Raw genomic sequence first — 18,054 nt, forward strand, 5'->3', positions numbered from 1 at the left:
GGTTATAGGACCCTAGCGTTTTTCGTCGTTTTCAACAATATGTTTCAACATGGACAGCTTGTTGCTCCAAAATTGTTCATAGTAAGCAAGCCACTGTTTTACTTCTGTCAATGGTTCTGGATGGAGGTGAAAGATTTTTTCCCGACCAGATTTCCTTCCGGTTACTAAATTGGCTTCTGTAAGAATTTGCAAATGCTTAGCGATTGCGGTCCTGCTTATAGTGAAATGTGAGGTGATTTCTGATATCGGTAGTTCTTGTTCAGATAAAATGCGTAATACCTCACGTCTGGTTGGATCAGCAATGGCCTGAAACACATCATGTTTTTTGGCTGCTGAGTCCATACTAACTCACCATTTGTTGACGGAGGTTTTCGACGATGCCAATCCAGCCTTGGTTCATACGATCACGGATAACAGAGGACTTTTCGCCAGCTTTACCAACCACTTCATCCGCATGCTTCCAACCGCCATGAATGACAGTGAATTCTGTTTGGTCTCCTGATTCTTTTAGTATAAAGGTCAAAACCCAACCATCAGTATCCCATGTAAAGGAAAGGCGATGAGGGGGTTCCAATTCGATGACTTTACATGGTGATGGTCCAAAAGGTGATTGCAAATGAAATTTGTGACCGAGCTCTGGTTTGAAATCATTTGGCATAAACCATGCACCAATCCCGTCTGCTGTTGACACCTTTTCCCAAACTTTTTCAATAGGAGCGTTAATGATTACGGTTTGCTTAATATCTTGTAGTGTGTTTTCCATAGATATTCCCACTTTCAACCTAATTTACGAAACCATTCGGTTTCTTATTCTAATATATAAAACCGTTTGGTTTCATGTCAAGTTTTGAAAATCATCATCATATAATAGAATTGTTGAAAAATAATAATTCGGATGTGGTGATTATGTTTTTTCTAATGCTTACATTTACACTTATTCTTGGGGTTACAGGTGGGTATTTACTTTCGGCTGGAAATGATTTGTATGGAACGATTTTTATTGTTGCAAGTGCAGTCAGTTTGATTTTTACTTTGGCGTATTATGCTCAAAAACGGAAAAATCATTTTCGAAATTGGGACTGCGTAGATTGCGCATTGCCGGATTGTGATTGTGATCCGGACTGTAAATCAGATTGCGATTGTGGAGGACCTAACTGTGATTAAAGAAATGGTCATGGAAATAATCTCGTTGAAATATGTGCCATGCCACCGTATAAAAGAACGATCATTGGTGATTAGTGGGAGGCAATTCCCGTTATGCTATCGGTGTATGGCAATACTAATTGGCTATGTATTTTTGCCGGTATTGTTAGTTTATGATTATTCTTTTCCATTGTGGTTGGGCATGGCACTTAACTTCCCGATGATGATTGATGGGACAGCCCAAAGAATGGGTATACATATGAGTAATAATTTTTTGCGATTTTGGACAGGACTGTTGTGTGGAATTGGTCAATCAATGTTGATTATTTATATTAGTCGCATACTATTCATTATCATCCAAACTAACGCGTTAAAGCACTGGGGGACAGTCCCCCAATGCTTTACAGTGATAAAGTGTATTGGATTTGATTTGGTCCAATTGGGGTTATTGCTTGGATTCGATATCCGATACTAAGTAGTTGTGAAAGGGTTTCGGCACAGTTTGGATGGGTTGGTTCAATAGGTGCATGTTTACTTTTGAAGAGTTGCAGGAATTGATTGGTTGATGAACATTGGATAATAACCACATGCTTCCCGGTCCAAGCTTGGCCGATGATTGGTACCATTTGCGTTCTATTCGTAAACCTCCGCATAGCATACACCTTCAAATTCGTTGTTGTGATACTATATGCAAATTTATTGATTATGCGCCATCAAGATTACCCTTTAATACATGTTAAAAACTAAGGTTGAGAAGAATTGAAACGGATATTAATTTACATAATTTGCTACCTTGATGCATCTCTTATACAGAGGTGCATTTTTTATGAATCGGAAATATTATCGAACTCTTACCTTATTAATAATCGTGATTTCTCTATATTTTGTTGTTTTCCGGACAAGAACCGCTACCTATTTCGGTGAAGACCAAGATTGGCAAGTCAAGGTACAATCAAAATTAACTGGTTTAAACGGTAGTTATACGATAAAAATTCATTATAAAGGAGAAAAATCGATTCAAGTGAAGGATTATCAAATAACTCCATTTTTTGAAGGACTTTATGAATCAGAACTCATCAATGGACAAATCATATATGAATGCACAGATGATTGTGGTTATTTTGATAGAAATGAGAATTTGACCTTTTTCATTGTTTGGGTTGAAAAGGGAAATCAAGCTGAAAAGATGAGACTAATTAAAATGATAAAGATTCAATGAAACAATGATACTATTAACGATTTATTGTTAACCGTTATTATAACCATTATTATTTCGATATAACATTTGTATTGGTGTATAGAATCTTTCTATAACCTGACACCGTTTTAAAAAATTATAATTTAATAAGAAGCAATATTTAAATATTATAATGAAGCGGTGATAGTATGGAGAAAATAGTTGGAATTATTGGTGGAATGGGACCATTAGCTACTGTCGATTTAATGAATAAAATTATTTTTTACACACCCGCAAAAAAAGATCAAGATCATATTCATGTTATTGTCGACAATTATGCACAAATACCCGATCGAACTACGGCTATTATGGGGAAAGGGACAGATCCTACGCCATATATGATAGAAGCTGCTCAACGGCTAGAGAACGCGGGTGCAAGTTTTCTCGTAATGGCGTGTAATACAGCTCATTATTACTACGATATTATCACTAATGCTGTTACTATTCCTATTTTACATATGCCATCAGAAACTGCTTTATTTTTACATAAAAATGGTTTAAAAAGGGTGGGATTGTTAGCTACCGATGGGACCATCAATACATACTTATACCAAAGGTATTGCCAAACCTATGGTATTGATGTCATTGAGCCAAACGAACACATGCAGCAAAACGTAATGGATGGGATATACGCAATCAAAGAGAGCGATTTAGAGAAAGGGCGCCATCTTCTATCAAATGTGGCGAATGCGTTGATGGAAAGTGGAGCTGAAGCTATTATTGCTGGATGCACAGAGATTCCAATTGTACTAAAATCTACACGAAATGTTTTTATCATTGACCCAACAGAAATTTTAGCGAAAACAATTATAGAAAAAGCCTGTGAGGCTGAATCATTATATGCAACAGTGTAAATTAATCCGAAATACGACGTCTTTCATGGTTTAGTGGTAGAATGTATAGATGTTCCGTTATTATACCAATATACTAACAACTTTGATTGGGAGAAAGAAGATATGAATATAGAAAATATAGAAGCCTTCATCTATGTTTGCCAGCTTGGCAGTTTTAATAAGGCAGCGGAGGCTCTTTATTTAACGCAACCCTCTGTGACTGCACGAATTCAATCTCTAGAACGTGAAATGGATTTAATGCTGTTTAATCGGAAGGGAAACAAAATTTCCTTAACCGAGAAAGGCGAATATTTCTTTCCACATGCCCAAAAAATCTTACTATCTTATCAGGAAGCAAAGTACGGCTTACACCAAGTTACTGGTCCCTATGAACTCGTCCTAGGTTGTGCTTTATCTATATCCAATAATGTTCTCCCTGATATTTTGCCAGATTTTAAAAAAGCGTTTAAAGATGTGAAAATCAAAATCATAACTGGACATTCTAAAGATATTTTACAAAAGGTCATTTCGAATGAAGTTCATTTTGGTATTATCAGAACAGAAACCCATCCTAAAGTAGACTCTATTTGTCTTTATCATGACCCAATTAGTTTATTCGTGCCGTCCAATCATCCATTATTAATAAATGAAATGGTTACGGTGGAAGATATATGTGAACAACCTTTAATCTTTTTTGATTATGGATCAATTGATTGGCTTATGATACATCGTCTGTTTCAAAGTAAAGATTTAAAACCCAACATTTATTTAGAAGTTGACCATATGGAGACAGCTAAAAATTTGGTGATGCGTGGCTTAGGTATAAGTTTTTTACCTGAACATTGTGTAAAAAAAGAAGTGGATAACAATCAGCTTTATAGAGTGGAAATGACTCCACCCATTCAAACAAATATTAGCATTGACTTAATCTATCAAAAAAATAAACCGAAAGATGTTTTTATGGATTACTTTAAAAATAAAATGTTTGATAAGCAATAGTGCAAGGAATGAAGGAATGGGAAATCCAGTGAAAATGGGTTTCCTTTTTTATGTTCTAAAAAAGGATTCTCTTGATTGTTACAGAATTGTATTTACATACATTATGGAGGTGATTTCAATGCCAGTTATTACAATAAAGATGGCTAAAGGAAGAAGCGTGGAACAAAAGCAGCAATTTGTGGAGAAAGTGACAAAAGAAGCTGTTAAAACATTAGGAGTGAAACCGGAATGGGTCACAATCCTATTTGAAGAATACGAACGTGAGAACTGGGCGTCTAATGGTCAGCTTCATTCAATAAAATTTGGTGATGGATTTGGACAACTCGCCACAGAAAAAGCTCAGAATTGAGGCGTGGAAAATGAGGATAGTCATAGCTGGAGGCTCTGGTTTTATCGGAAAAAAGTTAACACAATACCTTTACGAAAAGGGCCATGATGTTATCGTTTTATCTAGAAAAGCCGAAACTATTACTGGGGCTATTTCGCATATTAAATGGTTAGTAGATGAAGCAAAACCCGAAAAATTATTGAAGTCTGTAGATGTCTTCATTAATTTAGCAGGAGTATCGATAAATGCCGGACGTTGGACCGAAAAGCATCAGAAGGAAATATATGAAAGCAGAATGACAGCTACAGATGAACTTCTACGGATAATAGCTGCATTGGATGAAAAACCATCTGTTTTGATAAATGCTAGCGCAATAGGAATTTTCCCTCCATCAGAAACCAACATTTATACAGAAAACTCAAAAGAGGTTGCCAATGATTTTCTCAGTCGCACTGTCGGTGACTGGGAAAATAAAGCGGGTACAGTTGCTGAATATGGAACTCGACCAGTTTTTATGCGATTTGGAGTCGTATTAGGTAATGAAGGTGGTGCACTGCCACTAATGGCTCTCCCATATAAACTGTTTGTTGGTGGTCCCGTTGGTTCGGGTAAACAATGGGTTTCCTGGGTACATGTAGAGGATGTAGTAAGGGCAATTGACTTCTGCATTGAAAATCAACATATTCGTGGTCCTGTGAATGTCACTGCACCTAACCCAGTTTTGATGGACGATTTTGGTCGATCAATCGCTGCAGTTACACATCGTCCGCATTGGCTACCAGTACCTGCTTTAGTGATGAAGCTAGTACTAGGTAAAAAAAGTGCGCTTGTGCTTGAAGGTCAGAAAGTGATTCCAAATGTACTGGTAAACCAAGGCTTTCGATATCAATTCCCTAACCTTAGTTGCGCACTTATGGACCTTCTAAAATAGCTAATCTGGATAAGTACGGTTGATTATGATAATTACCACCTCTTTTTTATTGAATAATTTTTTTCATAGGAGGGTTTCAGATGGAAACGATTAAGACGATGTTTGAGCATATGGCTTGGGCAAACGAAAGAATTCTTGATGTCATGAAAACCAATAACAAAGACAATAAAGGGTTTATTCGGCTATTTTCTCATCTGTTAATGGCAGAAAAGGTTTGGCTAACGAGATTAAAAGGAATGGATAGTCAGGCCATCCAAATTTGGCCTAATTTCAATATGGCTGACTGCGAGAAACTTGTTAAAGAAAATAATGAAGATTATTCAAACTTGCTTAGCAATCATCAAAAAAATAACCTCGAAAACTTAATTATTTATAAAAATAGCAAAGGAACAGAATTTCAAAATTCAATAAGAGAAGTTTTGACCCATGTTGCCCTGCATGGACAATATCATCGTGGTCAGATTAATCAGCAACTAAGAGATAATGGATTAGAGCCAGTCAATATCGATTTCATCACTTATACTAGATAATTATTTTTTCTAAACATCTTTATATTGTGATGAAAAAATAGCAATTAAGTGGATTTTGTAAACAAACTAGACAAAATATCTATGTATAGGGGAATGGAATACTAATAGAAATTAAGGTGATTTGAAAAATGTCATGTCCTTTTTGTTGTGAAAAGATTGAAAAAATTATTGAAAACGAATTAGCTTTTGCAATATATGATCAATACCCTGTAAATGAGGGACACCTCTTGATTATTCCTAAGAGGCATGTGAGCAGTTATTTTGAAACAAGTAATGAAGAGCGGTTAGCTATGAATGAATTATTAGAGGATGGTAGACATGTCCTTGAAAAAACATATGCGCCACAAGGTTATAATATAGGCATTAATTGTGGGGAAGCTGCCGGACAAACTATCTTTCATGTCCACGTTCACTTAATTCCACGTTTCACAAATGATATCGCTAATCCACGAGGAGGAGTAAGAGGTGTAATTCCTGAAAAGAGAATTTATTAATAAAAAGTGAGGGAACTCGTTTCCACTCACTTTTTATTATTTTCATACCCCACTGATAAATGAATCTCTCTATTTTCGTTTTATAGGAAAAAAGTGACCTACACTCCGTTTTCTCCATAAACTAATTCAAAACTTCTATAAACGTGTTGATTATGAAAATCATTATCAATAATAATTATTAATTTAAAATAATTACTATTTATTTTTTAGAAATCCTGTGTTATCATAGGTTTAACCTTAAAAACAACGGTATATAAGAGCTTTATTTAATTGAGTTTGTTGCTATCTTAAAATAATGATGTCGAATATCATTCTCAATTATATTGTTTTATTGAGAATGATTTGTTGATTAGAAAAGAAATCGGAGGGAATTATATGCTTGCTGAGGCAAAAACGATTGAGCGGCCAGTAAATATTGAAGCACCACTCTTTGAAAAATTTAAACCACATGTTGAATTATTTGCTGCTTTATTCAGTGGAATCCTTATTATTGCAGGCTGGATTCTTATGAAATACGAGTTGCAAACTGCTGCAATTATCATTTATATTGCCTCTTATGTCATCGGGGGGTACTCGAAGGCTAAAGAAGGCATTGAAGACACTATTGCCAACAAAGAACTTAATGTTGAAATGCTGATGATACTTGCAGCACTTGGTTCTGCATTCATAGGATATTGGAACGAAGGAGCAATACTGATATTCATTTTTGCATTAAGTGGGGCACTCGAAACCTATACAATGAATAAAAGTCAGAAGGAAATTTCAGCCTTAATGGATCTACAGCCAGAAGCAGCGGTTCGTATCATCGATGGTGTTGAGGAAATGGTTCCAATTAAACATTTATGTGTAGGTGACAAAATCTTAATTAAGCCTGGTGAAAGGGTACCGACTGATGGAAGAATTATTGAAGGGCAAACGAACCTAGATGAGGCAGCCATAACTGGAGAATCAATGCCTGTTAGCAAAACGATTACTGATGAGGTTTTTGCAGGCACGGTGAATCTTCGAGGAACAATTATCATTGAAATGACAAAGCCAAGCGGTGAAACTTTATTTCAAAAAATCATCACGCTCGTTCAGTCTGCTCAAAGTGAAAAATCTCCTTCACAGCAGTTTATTGAGCAATTTGAAGGTAAGTATGTAAAAACAGTGTTAATTGCTGTTGGTCTGATGATGTTTGTGCCACATTATGCTTTGGATTGGAGCTGGACAGAAACCATCTATCGGGCAATGATTTTATTGGTAGTTGCTTCACCATGTGCTCTTGTTGCAGCGATTATGCCTGCAACCTTATCTGCAATTTCTAATGGGGCGCGGCACGGAATTTTATTTAAGGGGGGCGTTCATTTAGAAAATCTCGGTAATCTTCAAGCAATAGCTTTTGATAAAACAGGGACATTGACGAGGGGTAAACCCGAGGTGGCAGACGTGGTAGTACGCCAGGATTTAAGCTTAGATCAGTTTTTATTACATGTGGCCTCAATAGAAAAGTATTCAACTCACCCTCTTGCAACTGCAATAGTCCGTTTTGCAAATCAAAATCATCAAAGAGTACTATTAAAACCTGAATACATGGAGGACCTTGCCGGTTATGGTGTGCAAGCAACAATAGATAATGTTCACTGGAAGGTGGGTAAGGCTGATTTTGTAGGACGCGAGGAAGCTGAACAATTTCAGAATAGTATTGCATTAACGCTTGCCCAACAGGGAAAAACCATCGTTTATGCAAGAGATGATAAGGGTATTGCCGGTCTAATTACCTTGTCGGATTGTGTACGGGATGAAGCACTACAAGCAATCCGTTCTTTAAAAGCTGAAGGCATTCATACGGTCATGCTAACGGGCGATAGTAACAAAACGGCGACAGCCATAGCAGAACAAGCTGGAATTGATCATTTCATATCCGAATGTTTACCTGAAACGAAGGTAGAGGAAATGAAAAAGCTAAAAAGTGACTATCGTACAGTTGCGATGGTTGGGGATGGAATTAATGATGCTCCTGCTCTAGCTACGGCTACGGTTGGTATTGCGATGGGAGAAGGTACAGATGTCGCGCTAGAAACTGCTGATGTTGTGCTAATGAAAAATGACCTTCCAAAAATTGCGGAAGCTGTAAAGCTTTCGAAACGGATGAATATGATCATCAAACAAAATGTAATTTTTTCGATTGCTGTCATCATGTTGCTAATAATATCTAATTTTTTACAATCTCTTGCACTTCCATTTGGGGTACTCGGACATGAGGGCAGTACGATATTAGTCATATTGAATGGATTAAGGCTTTTACGTTCCTAAAATTGCAACAGCAGAAATGCTGTTGTATTTTTATGGCATTTTAACGTAAATATGTTCAAACATTAATGACGATTTTTTACATTCTTTGCATTGATAGATGAATGAAAACGCTTAAATTTGTTGTTTTTTTACAAATATCTATAGTTATTACCAAAATTTGTACGTAACATTACAGCACTTTTAATCCTTTTGTAACATAGCAGTTGAATTCTTCTGTTATAATTAGTTGGCGAGGAGGAGAAGTGCATGCCAGAATTTAAGCGTATGATTCTCTTAGGTGTTACAACGATGATGTGTGTTTCAGGTACCTTTGCTATAAAAACAGAAGCCAACACTGAAACTATACAAAATATTCAACAAGAGTTAAATCAAACGGCTAAAGAAAAGAAATCAATTAATGATGAAATAGCCAAAATACAACAAGAAATGGATTCGTTAAATAACTACATTGCAGAGAATAAGACTAAAATGGATAATACCCAAAAAAGAATTGACGAATTAAATCAGCTTATTGAAAAAAATAAAGAGGAAATCGTCATTCTAGAGGATAAAATCCATAATCGTAAAGAGGTTATGAAAAATAGGCTTAAGGCTCTTCAAAATGATGACAATAATTTTAATTTAGTGATTAAAGTTTTAATAGAGTCTAAGAGTCTTGATGATTTTATCCAACGTGCTAGTGCTGTAAATGCTCTTCTGGATGCGGATAATGATATCCTTGAAGCACAAAAACAGGATTTAAAGAGAATTGAAGAGCATAAAAAGGAAATCGATAAACAACAGCAAATCCTAAATGAAGAACAGCAAACACTAGCAAAACAACAGGAAGAGCTAAACAACAATTTACAATCGCGTCAGGAAAATCTTTCTGTTATGCAGGATAAATACAGTCAAATAGCAGAACAGGAAGCCGGAATCGCTGCTCAATTAAAAGCCGCTCAAGACAAAATTCGTGCAGAACAAGCGGCAGCAGCTGCAATCGCTAGTGTAAATCAAGGCGGGCAGCAAACTGCGCCTACAGGTAATGGACGAGAAATGTATGTTTCTGCGACAGCTTACAGCCCAGAGGAATCTGGTCCAACTACAAGATTAGGCCATAATATACACGAAAACCCAAATTTGAAAATAATTGCTGTGGATCCAACTGTAATTCCACTTGGAAGTAGAGTATGGGTTGAAGGCTATGGTGAGGCAATAGCTGGAGATACTGGTTCGGCAATTAAAGGCTACAAAATTGATGTGTTAATGCCTACAAAGGCAGCAGCACTGCAATGGGGCCGTAAAACAGTAAAAGTCATTGTCCTAAATTAATAGAATCATAATTTCCAAAAAGCATGTAGCTCATTCAATTGAGTTACATGCTTTTTTTATGAAAAATGATAGAAAGCGCTAGGAGGGAGATTTGTAGACTGTTGTTCCACTTTTAACATGTAGGACAAACATCCATTTCGATTGCTGTTGGGTATAAATACAAGATAAATATATGATTGCGAATAACCTATAAAGACATTAGACAATCATGTACAAAGGAGATGGAAGTAATGGGTAATAGGAACTATTCTAAAGTACATCATGAAGAAGACCGCTATTATCTTGGTTACAAGGAAGGATATCGTGAAGGTTATCAAGATGGGTATCAAGATGGGTTAAAGCATTCCCGTAATATTAAACATGATCATGAAAAAGATGATAACAAACATTGTGAATATAAAGAACAAAACAAATATCAAGAAAATGATACAAACAATGATCAAGACAAAGAAAAGCTGCACACTACAAAAGCGAGCGAAGATTTTATTAGCGAATATATAGACGAGAATTGTGAGATTGAAAACAAAGGAAAGGTAAGGGTAGAACTTAGAATCGTCAGAAATGACGATAATAATATGAAGGAACAAGAAGATTTTGATGATGAAAAGGTGGAATACCGCAGGGATCGTAAAAAGGTTTATGAAGAGGATAACATTGAATATCGCAAGGATCGCATGAAAAATATTCATAAAGACGAAAAAAATGACTACGAAAAACCACACCGTTACTCTGCTTTTGATCACTTTTTCAATGATAGAAAAGATACAAGAGAATCGAATAGAAGAAAATCGTATTAAAGGAAAGAGTTGAGGCAGAACTATATTGTCTGCTATTAAAACCGAATAATTTTTTATGGAAGCCTATATTAATGTTCAGTGTGATTTTCATGTTTATATGAGAAAATAGGCGGAGAATTTCCCCTTATTGTATGTAAGGGGGCTAATTAAGCTGAAATAAGCGGAAAATTTCCACTTAACTACTCCAAAAAAGACAAAATCCAGTGATTTTTATGAAATAAGCGGAAAAACTCCTGCTATTTCAAGGGAAATACCCATATTTCCCAAAATAAGCGGAATTATTCCACTTATTTTCAAACATAAAAGAATCAACATTCGGGTTAACAGACCCACAAAAAAATCTTGCACTGTGATCCATATTTATTTCAGGGAAGTGCCTATGAATAAAAAAAACGAACTATTAGGAAATTCTAAGTTGGAATTTCGCAAGATAGTTCGTTTTTTTGTAGCTGAAATACTTATGTCCCAGCCTTTTTTTTATTATCAAATTTCACGCAGTTTACTTCGAATTTCTATTAATGCTTCTCGCGTCTTTTCAAGCTCGAAGATGACATATTTATATTTTTTATGTCCGCTTAACTCCAAATGAATGAGTGGTACGTAATGTTCAAATGAAAAAAAGTACCATTCCTTTTCGTAATAAAAAGTTCCTTCGTAAATATTCAGAAAAGCAACCGATGTTCCGGGAATTCGTAGCATCCACAGCGGCGGTTTATAATGTTCAACATAGACACGTTTAATACATTGATAGGGAATCCTTAATTCACGCTTTAAAGCTAATAAACTAACAGTACCAGATAGCTTTAACACTAATTCGTGATCGGTAAAGTGTAATTCTCGAGCCAAGAAATTCACCTCCGGAAACACAATTAACCCATCATCATTATAACATTTTACGATTTGGAAAAATTCGAAATTTTTTCGTCAAAAAATAATAATGAGGATAATAAGCTGCTTTGTACATTAAAACTAAAGTTTTGGAAATGCTATTGGAACGAAGTGGAATATGAAATTGAGGGAGGAATAACATGGAGGCGTCTTTAAAAATAGGTGATGCTGCGCCTAATTTTACTTTACCCGCAACCAAAAAAGAGAAGATTTCACTCTCTGATTATTATGGAAGAAAGAATGTAGTTGTAGCGTTTTATGGAATGGATTTTACACCAGGCTGAATCAAGGAAATTGCCTCTTGGAAAGAGGATTACAAGAAGTTTGAACAAGCGAATGCAGAAATTTTAGCCATTAGTGTTGATCATATTCACTCACACCGTGTCTTTGAAGCAAGTATGGGTACATTGCCATATCCGCTCCTATCTGATTGGCATAAAGAAACCGTTAAAAGTTACAGTGTATTCAACGCTAAGGGGGAAACCGCTGTTCGTTCCGTGTTTGTCATAAATCAAGAAGGCATATTAACTTATCAAAATACTTCTTTTAAAGCGGATAACCTGCAGCATTATCAGGCAGTATTTGATGAATTGGAAAAATTGAATGATAAACCAAAATCAAATATATGGATGAATCAAGAAACTACCTCTCAACCTAATGAATACTTAAATTAATATAAGTCTAATAAAAATACCTTGCATACTTTGCAAGGTATTTTTATTAGACAAATCATTTTAAATGATCATCATTCACCAGTTAACTTAAGTGCAGTATTGGTAATTTTTAAATCTAATTGAAGTTGTTCCTCCAAGTTACTTGGATGATACATTCCTTTAGCTATCATGTAATTTGAAATGCTCTCGTGAGTGGCGACAGCGCTTCGTAATTGTTCCTGTAGTTCTGCTTTGACCTCAGGCGTATTGCATTCGGTTATGGCAAAGGCTAAATTTCGAACTCCTGCTTTTGTGGAGATAAGGAAATCTGTAGCAATTACCTGATCCGTCATGCCTCCCATGCCCATCAAGCTTTTTATCATATCATTCATTGATTTTCACTCCCATTAGTTATGAATTGTTGAAGGCGATTAACAGCATTTGTCCCTGCAAGAACTTCAGCATTAAGAATAGTCTTTAACTCAGGATCTTGTACAAGTTTTCCCATTAAAAACGATTTCGTTAAACTTAAATTTTTGAACGTTAAAAGTTCATGAACTTCGAGCGTTTCGTGTAAACCCATATATTTTGTCATGTCATGCTCCTTTAAATGTTTTAATAACATTTTGTGTAATTTAAGCAGTTTACCTATTGTTAAATATTGTTATTTTTTCACACCAAAAGAACTGAATACTATCCAAAAAAGACGGCAAATTAAATCTGTATATAAAGACTGTTTTTGGAGGGTTTTACTTTGGAAAATGGGGTGCTAGCTTACCACGAAACGATGGATACGCATGAAATGATTAATTTTAAAACAGTGTGTTTAATGAAATCAAAGCTTATGCAAGGTATTTGTTTTGATAATGATTTAAAAGCACTTATGCAAAAGGATGTGCAACAATCTGTTCAAGCACTTCAAGAATTAAAAGGACTCTACACTAAAGCACGTACAGAATAATTTAGTTTGGAGGTGTATCATGAACCAGGATTATTTAGATCCAAAATATGCAGAAGGAATGCCAAAGATGGCTGACTCAGCATTTGCGATGGACTTTCTTTTAGGAATAAAGACAGGAATTCGCTATTATGCGGTCACATTAACTGAAACTGCAAGTCCTGAGCTTCGTCAGGTTTTATACAAGCAGATGGAGCAAGCCATTGATTTACATACTGAGGTAACGGAATTGATGTTAAACAAGGGCTGGCTCTATCCAAACGATGTAAATAAGCAGATAGAATTGGATTTGAAATCAGCCGACATGGCTATCACTATAGCTAATATGGAGCTTTTTCCACTGGATACTGACCGCCGCGGCACCTTTGCGACACCGAATATATAGCAGGTTTGGAGGACAGATGCATGAAAGCTGTGACCTATCAAGGGATAAAAGATGTTGCTGTAAAAGAAGTACATGACCCAACGATTCAAAAAGCAGATGATATGATTGTAAAAATCACAAGTTCAGCGATTTGTGGTTCTGATTTGCATTTAATACATGGTATGATCCCGAACACACCAGAGGATTACGTAATTGGCCATGAGCCAATGGGAATTGTTGAAGAGGTAGGTCCTGAGGTGACGAAGGTGAAAAAGGGTGATAGAGTTATCATTCCATTTAATGTTAGCTGTGGGCAATGCTGGTATTGCCAGCACGATTTAACGAGTCAATGTGATACCTCCAATCCGCACGGTGAGATGGGCGGATTTTTTGGTTATTCAGAAACGACTGGAGGTTATCCTGGTGGGCAGGCAGAATATTTACGAGTGCCATACGGGAATTTTACTCCCTTTAAGATTCCAGAAAATTGTGAAGTGGAAGATGAAAAACTAGTCTTATTGTCTGATGCCGCACCAACTGCATATTGGTCGGTTGAAAACGCTGGTGTTACACAAGGTTCTACGGTCATTATCCTTGGTTGTGGTCCAGTAGGACTGTTGGCACAAAAATTTGCGTGGTTTAAAGGTGCGAAACGTGTAATTGCCGTTGATTACATCGATTATCGACTTGAGCACGCAAAACGGACGAACAATGTGGAAATTGTTAATTTTGAAAAGGAAGAAAATGTTGGCAACTATTTGAAGGAAATCACCCAAGGCGGTGCTGATGTCGTTATTGATTGTGTTGGTATGGATGGGAAAATGAGTCCTCTTGAGTTTTTGGCCACTGGTCTTAAATTACATGGGGGATCAATGGGAGCAATTGTGACGGCAACCCAGGCAGTACGTAAGGGCGGAATGATTCAAATAACAGGTGTTTATGGAATGAGATATAACGGTTTTCCTTTAGGCGATATATTTTCGAGGAATGTAAATATTAGAACTGGGCAAGCTCCCGTTATACCTTATATGCCATACCTTTATGATGTGTTCTCCAAAGGGACAATTGATCCCAGTGATATTATCACCCACATGATTCCATTAGATGAAGCGAAACGCGGCTATGAGGTGTTTGATACGAAAACCGATGGCTGCATAAAGGTCATCTTGAAACCACATTGAATTTATATTAACCAAAAAGCCTGAAGAAGTCCTGAAGATTCTCCAGGTTTTTTCGTTCCTACTAATCCCTGATTATTTGTTTCATGTGGTAAAATTAAAACGATATTACCTATGCCATTTATTAGTCAGAAAGGAAAATAAAATGAAAACGGAAAGTGAATACATAGAGTGGTTTAAGAAAAAACTGCTCGAACTCAAACCGATACCTGTAATCGAAACAGAACAAGCAGTTCTTCATATTCAGGCAAGTCAACCGCTAGAAGAGGACAAAGAATCTGATCAATACATAAAGTCAACATAAAGAGGGAATGTGATGGGGCTACAGGAAGAAACGTATAATCATGCAATTGATTATATGAAAGATGAATTATTTGACGAGGCGACCGACCTTCTTGAAAAGCTGGTTGAAGAGAGGCCACATTTTAATCAAGCGCGATGGGCACTCGGTATTGCTTATACATTATCCGGCTACCCACATAAGTCTTTGCTGATCTGGAAGGGGATAGTAGACGGGAATGAACACGGGCTTAATCATGCGATTTATCAAGTTGAACAAAAATTACCCGTCTACATCGAAATATATCAAAAGTATAATAAAGCATTGGAGCATATTCAGAGCGGCAAATATACTGAAGCTTCTTTGCTTTTTGAAGAATTACTGACTATGAAGGAGGATATACCGCTTCCTGTTGTCTTTTATCAAGCATATATACTGACGAAAATGATTTTGGGCGATGAGAAAAATGCGTTTGATGAAATGGTTCAATTTCCTGCTTATGTTCGCAAAAGCCTTGTCATTCAAGACTTAGGTGAAGAAATACATCAATACTTGGAATCATATCGAAACACAAAAGAAATATTTACAGATAAAGTTAACCGAAAATCGACCATACTGGAGTCAGTAGAATCATGGCTCCAAAATATTTTGAGGTAATGAGGAAATAGTAGTTGATGAATCAATAAAACGAAAAAACTTGGCTGATCCTATCAACCAAGTTTTTTCGTTTTATTAGTTATTAATGTATTTTTCAAAAACCTTGCCAAAATCTTTTTCATGATATTGTTCACGGACTTGGGTAAGCCATTTAAATCCAAACTCTGTTAATTCTTGATATTGGGTAGCAAGGTTAATTTGTGCATCTGTCCGAGAGTTCTGGAGAATAGTGTTAGCCTTATCAAGGCTTAATTCTGCCATTCGTGTCATGACAGTATTTTCATGTGTGACATCGGAAATGTAGGTTAATGTTTTATAAAGGTCCTTCAGTTTTTCTATTTGATTTTTTTGAACATCAATATCAAACTGAACTTCACCAATTTTGAATTTGATTTCAACATCTAGATCGATTTTACCAGCAGTTTCAAGCAGAACGTTAGTAATTCGATTGCGGGAATATGGATAGCGTTTTAAAGTTCGCTTCGATGAAACAGCACTTTCACCATCAACATGGATTAACGCCAAATTCGTAAAACAATATTCATCCTTCTTCGTCTTAATCAGAAAGTAAATCTTTTCCTGATCTTCATGCATCACGTAATCATCAGCATCTGTTTTATCGTAATCTGATGGATCTATGATTTTCCCAATATCTGATAAACCTAATGCATCTGCAGCAATTTTTTTAAACATTAAACCCCGTCCTCTCATGATTTATCCTCAACCATTCTATGATACTCGTACATTTAATTATTCAAAAGATATATCGACATGTGCGTTAATATCATAGAAATTAAACTAACCGATTTGTAAAATAGGGTGTGTAGCAGGATAATGAAAATACTGCCGAACAGCGAGCGAAACTCCCTTGGCTATATTCGTTGCCATAGTATAAATGAGATGGAGATCGGAAAATAGTAGTGAAGACTCCAAGTCAGGATCATTTTTGACAACAACACCCATGACACTACAATGACCAATGGGAGGAAGATCACTCCCAAGTCCTTTACCTGGTTTTAGCTGGCCATTTTGGATGATAATCGAGTTTACGGTTTCTTCATTCCCAAGTACACTATCAATAGCGACTACAAAACTGTTATCCGGAAGCGAAAGGGTTGAAATTTCTTCCTCAATCGTAGTCGCGTCTAATGGATATTGCAAATTACCTAGTACTGTTAAATGTCGAGGAAATAAATCATCTAAAAGCGTACCCACGAATGGTCCTAGGCTGTCACCGCTTATGCGATTGGAACCAATTGCCGCAACAAAAATGTGCTGTGTTCCTTGTGGAATTAATGAATAGAGAGAATCACGGATGAATAATGGTGATAACCGATGGTTAAATGGTATCATTCCTGTTAAATTAAGTGAGACTTGGTCCATTTGGTTGCGCATTGTTACTCTCCTAGTCATAAGGATTGAATGCTTGAGAAATAGAGTTGATGATTAAATATTCAGCTTTCATTGTCGATATTCCTGCCAAAAATACAAATTCCATAAATTGCTACGGAGATGAATGTTTTGAATAAAAATTTTGCAAAATGGTATGACTTTTTTATGAATCCACTTGAAAAAGGGAAATTTAAAACAATACGAGCTGAATTATTAGGTGATGCAAATGGTAAAGTATTAGAAATAGGCTCAGGAACTGGTGTTAATTTCCCGTTATATGAAAAAGCGCAAGCTGTGCATGCCATAGAGCCCAATCTTGCCATGATTGAAAAGTCAATTCTAAAAAAGAAGCATGCGAGAGTTCCAATCGAAATCCACAATGCAGGCGCCGAAAGGCTTCCTTTTGATACGAATAGCTTTGATTCAGTTGTGGCGACACTAGTGTTTTGTACCATCCCTAATGTTGATGAAGCGCTAAATGAAATAAAACGAGTGTGCAAACCAGGTGGCTCGATCCTTTTCTTTGAACATGTAAAATTGGAAAATCCAGTCTTGTCGAAATTACAGGATTGGTTAACCCCTACGTGGAAATCACTTTGTGATGGATGCTGTTTAAATCGAAATTTAGAGCAGCTATTGAAATCCCATAGAATGGAAATAACAGAAACAAAGGAATATTATAAGGGTCTATTCGTCCTCTGTAAGGTAACAAATCATGATAAAACTGAAATGTTCATTAAGGGAGATTAAATTGCCCATTAAGACGAGATCAAACAGCAAGGGGGA

At 36.2% G+C, this 18,054-nt stretch carries 26 protein-coding genes; 19 read left to right on the top strand and 7 right to left on the bottom strand.

What is annotated here, in order from left to right; translation table 11 throughout:
- Positions 1–12 precede the first annotated feature (12 nt).
- Entirely contained in the window at positions 13–342 is a 330-nt protein-coding gene (locus tag FXW34_RS18305; RefSeq protein ID WP_147535500.1) for an ArsR/SmtB family transcription factor, read from the bottom strand.
- Position 343: 1 nt separating this feature from the next.
- On the bottom strand, positions 344–769 hold the full coding sequence (locus tag FXW34_RS18310) for an SRPBCC family protein (RefSeq protein ID WP_187119029.1): 426 nt from the start codon (positions 767–769) through the stop codon (positions 344–346).
- Positions 770–906: 137 nt separating this feature from the next.
- On the opposite strand from FXW34_RS18310, the gene FXW34_RS18315 reads away from it, so the two are divergent.
- The 12 genes from FXW34_RS18315 to FXW34_RS18375 all read left to right on the top strand — a co-directional run bounded on the left by FXW34_RS18315 (position 907) and on the right by FXW34_RS18375 (position 10,898).
- Complete coding sequence (locus tag FXW34_RS18315) at positions 907–1,164, top strand: hypothetical protein (protein WP_147535502.1); 258 nt, start codon at positions 907–909, stop codon at positions 1,162–1,164.
- A complete protein-coding gene (locus FXW34_RS18320) occupies positions 1,157–1,618 on the top strand; it encodes a DUF2085 domain-containing protein (RefSeq protein WP_147535503.1) in 462 nt (153 codons plus the stop codon). Before FXW34_RS18315 ends, FXW34_RS18320 begins: the two co-directional genes overlap by 8 nt.
- A 351-nt stretch (positions 1,619–1,969) precedes the next feature.
- Complete coding sequence (locus FXW34_RS18330; RefSeq protein WP_147535504.1) at positions 1,970–2,362, top strand: hypothetical protein; 393 nt, start codon at positions 1,970–1,972, stop codon at positions 2,360–2,362.
- Positions 2,363–2,529: 167 nt separating this feature from the next.
- On the top strand, positions 2,530–3,234 hold the full coding sequence (gene cuyB / locus FXW34_RS18335; protein ID WP_147535505.1) for a cysteate racemase: 705 nt from the start codon (positions 2,530–2,532) through the stop codon (positions 3,232–3,234).
- A gap of 102 nt (positions 3,235–3,336) precedes the next feature.
- Positions 3,337–4,212 (top strand): LysR family transcriptional regulator, encoded by an 876-nt coding sequence (locus tag FXW34_RS18340; protein ID WP_147535506.1) that lies wholly within the window; start codon positions 3,337–3,339, stop codon positions 4,210–4,212.
- A gap of 118 nt (positions 4,213–4,330) precedes the next feature.
- Positions 4,331–4,561, top strand: a complete 231-nt coding sequence (locus FXW34_RS18345) for a tautomerase family protein (protein WP_147535507.1) — start codon at positions 4,331–4,333, stop codon at positions 4,559–4,561.
- Between the two features lie 10 nt (positions 4,562–4,571).
- On the top strand, positions 4,572–5,471 hold the full coding sequence (locus FXW34_RS18350; RefSeq protein ID WP_147535508.1) for a TIGR01777 family oxidoreductase: 900 nt from the start codon (positions 4,572–4,574) through the stop codon (positions 5,469–5,471).
- 80 nt (positions 5,472–5,551) lie between these two features.
- Positions 5,552–6,001: a DinB family protein gene (locus FXW34_RS18355; protein WP_147535509.1), complete on the top strand. Its 450-nt coding sequence runs from the start codon at positions 5,552–5,554 to the stop codon at positions 5,999–6,001.
- 128 nt (positions 6,002–6,129) lie between these two features.
- On the top strand, positions 6,130–6,495 hold the full coding sequence (locus FXW34_RS18360; RefSeq protein ID WP_147535510.1) for an HIT family protein: 366 nt from the start codon (positions 6,130–6,132) through the stop codon (positions 6,493–6,495).
- 375 nt (positions 6,496–6,870) lie between these two features.
- Complete coding sequence (locus tag FXW34_RS18365; RefSeq protein WP_147535511.1) at positions 6,871–8,790, top strand: heavy metal translocating P-type ATPase; 1,920 nt, start codon at positions 6,871–6,873, stop codon at positions 8,788–8,790.
- 246 nt (positions 8,791–9,036) lie between these two features.
- The gene (locus FXW34_RS18370) at positions 9,037–10,101 is read left to right on the top strand and encodes a 3D domain-containing protein (protein ID WP_147535512.1); all 1,065 of its coding nucleotides are present in this window, start codon (positions 9,037–9,039) and stop codon (positions 10,099–10,101) included.
- A gap of 230 nt (positions 10,102–10,331) precedes the next feature.
- The gene (locus FXW34_RS18375; protein WP_147535513.1) at positions 10,332–10,898 is read left to right on the top strand and encodes a hypothetical protein; all 567 of its coding nucleotides are present in this window, start codon (positions 10,332–10,334) and stop codon (positions 10,896–10,898) included.
- Between the two features lie 483 nt (positions 10,899–11,381).
- On the opposite strand, the gene FXW34_RS18380 is transcribed toward FXW34_RS18375, so the two are convergent.
- Positions 11,382–11,753, bottom strand: a complete 372-nt coding sequence (locus FXW34_RS18380; RefSeq protein ID WP_425457450.1) for a hypothetical protein — start codon at positions 11,751–11,753, stop codon at positions 11,382–11,384.
- 173 nt (positions 11,754–11,926) lie between these two features.
- On the opposite strand from FXW34_RS18380, the gene FXW34_RS18390 reads away from it, so the two are divergent.
- Positions 11,927–12,460 carry a redoxin domain-containing protein gene (locus FXW34_RS18390; protein ID WP_246141180.1) on the top strand — a complete coding sequence of 178 codons (534 nt, stop codon included), beginning with the start codon at positions 11,927–11,929 and terminating at the stop codon, positions 12,458–12,460.
- A 71-nt stretch (positions 12,461–12,531) separates the two neighbouring features.
- Here FXW34_RS18390 and FXW34_RS18395 read toward each other — a convergent pair whose 3' ends face one another.
- Both FXW34_RS18395 and FXW34_RS18400 read right to left on the bottom strand, forming a co-directional pair.
- A complete protein-coding gene (locus FXW34_RS18395) occupies positions 12,532–12,831 on the bottom strand; it encodes a spore coat protein (protein ID WP_147535517.1) in 300 nt (99 codons plus the stop codon).
- Positions 12,828–13,034 (bottom strand): single-stranded DNA-binding protein, encoded by a 207-nt coding sequence (locus FXW34_RS18400; RefSeq protein WP_147535518.1) that lies wholly within the window; start codon positions 13,032–13,034, stop codon positions 12,828–12,830. The genes FXW34_RS18395 and FXW34_RS18400 overlap by 4 nt, the downstream gene beginning before the upstream one ends.
- Before the next feature lie 159 nt (positions 13,035–13,193).
- Here FXW34_RS18400 and FXW34_RS18405 point away from each other — a divergent pair, with 159 nt between their 5' ends.
- From FXW34_RS18405 to FXW34_RS18420, 5 genes are all read left to right on the top strand, one after another.
- Positions 13,194–13,400 (top strand): spore coat protein, encoded by a 207-nt coding sequence (locus FXW34_RS18405; protein WP_147535519.1) that lies wholly within the window; start codon positions 13,194–13,196, stop codon positions 13,398–13,400.
- A 19-nt stretch (positions 13,401–13,419) separates the two neighbouring features.
- The gene (locus FXW34_RS18410; protein ID WP_147535520.1) at positions 13,420–13,782 is read left to right on the top strand and encodes a spore coat protein; all 363 of its coding nucleotides are present in this window, start codon (positions 13,420–13,422) and stop codon (positions 13,780–13,782) included.
- A gap of 20 nt (positions 13,783–13,802) precedes the next feature.
- Positions 13,803–14,942, top strand: coding sequence for a zinc-dependent alcohol dehydrogenase (locus tag FXW34_RS18415; RefSeq protein WP_147535521.1), 1,140 nt, complete (start codon positions 13,803–13,805; stop codon positions 14,940–14,942).
- A gap of 142 nt (positions 14,943–15,084) precedes the next feature.
- Complete coding sequence (locus FXW34_RS23070) at positions 15,085–15,243, top strand: hypothetical protein (RefSeq protein WP_187119025.1); 159 nt, start codon at positions 15,085–15,087, stop codon at positions 15,241–15,243.
- Between the two features lie 12 nt (positions 15,244–15,255).
- Positions 15,256–15,876: a tetratricopeptide repeat protein gene (locus FXW34_RS18420; protein ID WP_147535522.1), complete on the top strand. Its 621-nt coding sequence runs from the start codon at positions 15,256–15,258 to the stop codon at positions 15,874–15,876.
- A gap of 75 nt (positions 15,877–15,951) precedes the next feature.
- Here FXW34_RS18420 and FXW34_RS18425 read toward each other — a convergent pair whose 3' ends face one another.
- A complete protein-coding gene (locus FXW34_RS18425; protein WP_147535523.1) occupies positions 15,952–16,569 on the bottom strand; it encodes a PH domain-containing protein in 618 nt (205 codons plus the stop codon).
- 105 nt (positions 16,570–16,674) lie between these two features.
- Positions 16,675–17,271, bottom strand: a complete 597-nt coding sequence (gene yyaC, locus FXW34_RS18430; RefSeq protein ID WP_187119026.1) for a spore protease YyaC — start codon at positions 17,269–17,271, stop codon at positions 16,675–16,677.
- A 117-nt stretch (positions 17,272–17,388) separates the two neighbouring features.
- Between yyaC and FXW34_RS18435 the strand changes: the two genes are divergently transcribed.
- Positions 17,389–18,018 (top strand): class I SAM-dependent methyltransferase, encoded by a 630-nt coding sequence (locus FXW34_RS18435; RefSeq protein ID WP_147535525.1) that lies wholly within the window; start codon positions 17,389–17,391, stop codon positions 18,016–18,018.
- The last annotated feature ends 36 nt before the right edge of the window (positions 18,019–18,054 follow it).

The organism is Bacillus marasmi (assembly GCF_902168435.1).
Lineage (GTDB): Bacteria > Bacillota > Bacilli > Bacillales > Cytobacillaceae > Bacillus_BU > Bacillus_BU marasmi.

What these genes read in the sequence shown, in the direction of transcription:
- FXW34_RS18305 (WP_147535500.1), bottom strand. Translation starts at nt 342, where the DNA reads ATGGACTCAGCAGCCAAAAAACATGATGTGTTTCAGGCCATTGCTGAT.
- FXW34_RS18435 (WP_147535525.1), top strand. Translation starts at nt 17,389, where the DNA reads ATGAATGTTTTGAATAAAAATTTTGCAAAATGGTATGACTTTTTTATG.
- FXW34_RS18425 (WP_147535523.1), bottom strand. Translation starts at nt 16,569, where the DNA reads ATGTTTAAAAAAATTGCTGCAGATGCATTAGGTTTATCAGATATTGGG.
- FXW34_RS18415 (WP_147535521.1), top strand. Translation starts at nt 13,803, where the DNA reads ATGAAAGCTGTGACCTATCAAGGGATAAAAGATGTTGCTGTAAAAGAA.
- FXW34_RS18360 (WP_147535510.1), top strand. Translation starts at nt 6,130, where the DNA reads ATGTCATGTCCTTTTTGTTGTGAAAAGATTGAAAAAATTATTGAAAAC.
- FXW34_RS18410 (WP_147535520.1), top strand. Translation starts at nt 13,420, where the DNA reads ATGAACCAGGATTATTTAGATCCAAAATATGCAGAAGGAATGCCAAAG.
- FXW34_RS23070 (WP_187119025.1), top strand. Translation starts at nt 15,085, where the DNA reads ATGAAAACGGAAAGTGAATACATAGAGTGGTTTAAGAAAAAACTGCTC.
- FXW34_RS18330 (WP_147535504.1), top strand. Translation starts at nt 1,970, where the DNA reads ATGAATCGGAAATATTATCGAACTCTTACCTTATTAATAATCGTGATT.
- FXW34_RS18355 (WP_147535509.1), top strand. Translation starts at nt 5,552, where the DNA reads ATGGAAACGATTAAGACGATGTTTGAGCATATGGCTTGGGCAAACGAA.
- FXW34_RS18345 (WP_147535507.1), top strand. Translation starts at nt 4,331, where the DNA reads ATGCCAGTTATTACAATAAAGATGGCTAAAGGAAGAAGCGTGGAACAA.
- FXW34_RS18395 (WP_147535517.1), bottom strand. Translation starts at nt 12,831, where the DNA reads ATGAATGATATGATAAAAAGCTTGATGGGCATGGGAGGCATGACGGAT.
- FXW34_RS18400 (WP_147535518.1), bottom strand. Translation starts at nt 13,034, where the DNA reads ATGACAAAATATATGGGTTTACACGAAACGCTCGAAGTTCATGAACTT.
- FXW34_RS18420 (WP_147535522.1), top strand. Translation starts at nt 15,256, where the DNA reads ATGGGGCTACAGGAAGAAACGTATAATCATGCAATTGATTATATGAAA.
- FXW34_RS18375 (WP_147535513.1), top strand. Translation starts at nt 10,332, where the DNA reads ATGGGTAATAGGAACTATTCTAAAGTACATCATGAAGAAGACCGCTAT.
- FXW34_RS18350 (WP_147535508.1), top strand. Translation starts at nt 4,572, where the DNA reads ATGAGGATAGTCATAGCTGGAGGCTCTGGTTTTATCGGAAAAAAGTTA.
- cuyB (WP_147535505.1), top strand. Translation starts at nt 2,530, where the DNA reads ATGGAGAAAATAGTTGGAATTATTGGTGGAATGGGACCATTAGCTACT.
- FXW34_RS18365 (WP_147535511.1), top strand. Translation starts at nt 6,871, where the DNA reads ATGCTTGCTGAGGCAAAAACGATTGAGCGGCCAGTAAATATTGAAGCA.
- FXW34_RS18315 (WP_147535502.1), top strand. Translation starts at nt 907, where the DNA reads ATGTTTTTTCTAATGCTTACATTTACACTTATTCTTGGGGTTACAGGT.
- yyaC (WP_187119026.1), bottom strand. Translation starts at nt 17,271, where the DNA reads ATGCGCAACCAAATGGACCAAGTCTCACTTAATTTAACAGGAATGATA.
- FXW34_RS18340 (WP_147535506.1), top strand. Translation starts at nt 3,337, where the DNA reads ATGAATATAGAAAATATAGAAGCCTTCATCTATGTTTGCCAGCTTGGC.
- FXW34_RS18370 (WP_147535512.1), top strand. Translation starts at nt 9,037, where the DNA reads ATGCCAGAATTTAAGCGTATGATTCTCTTAGGTGTTACAACGATGATG.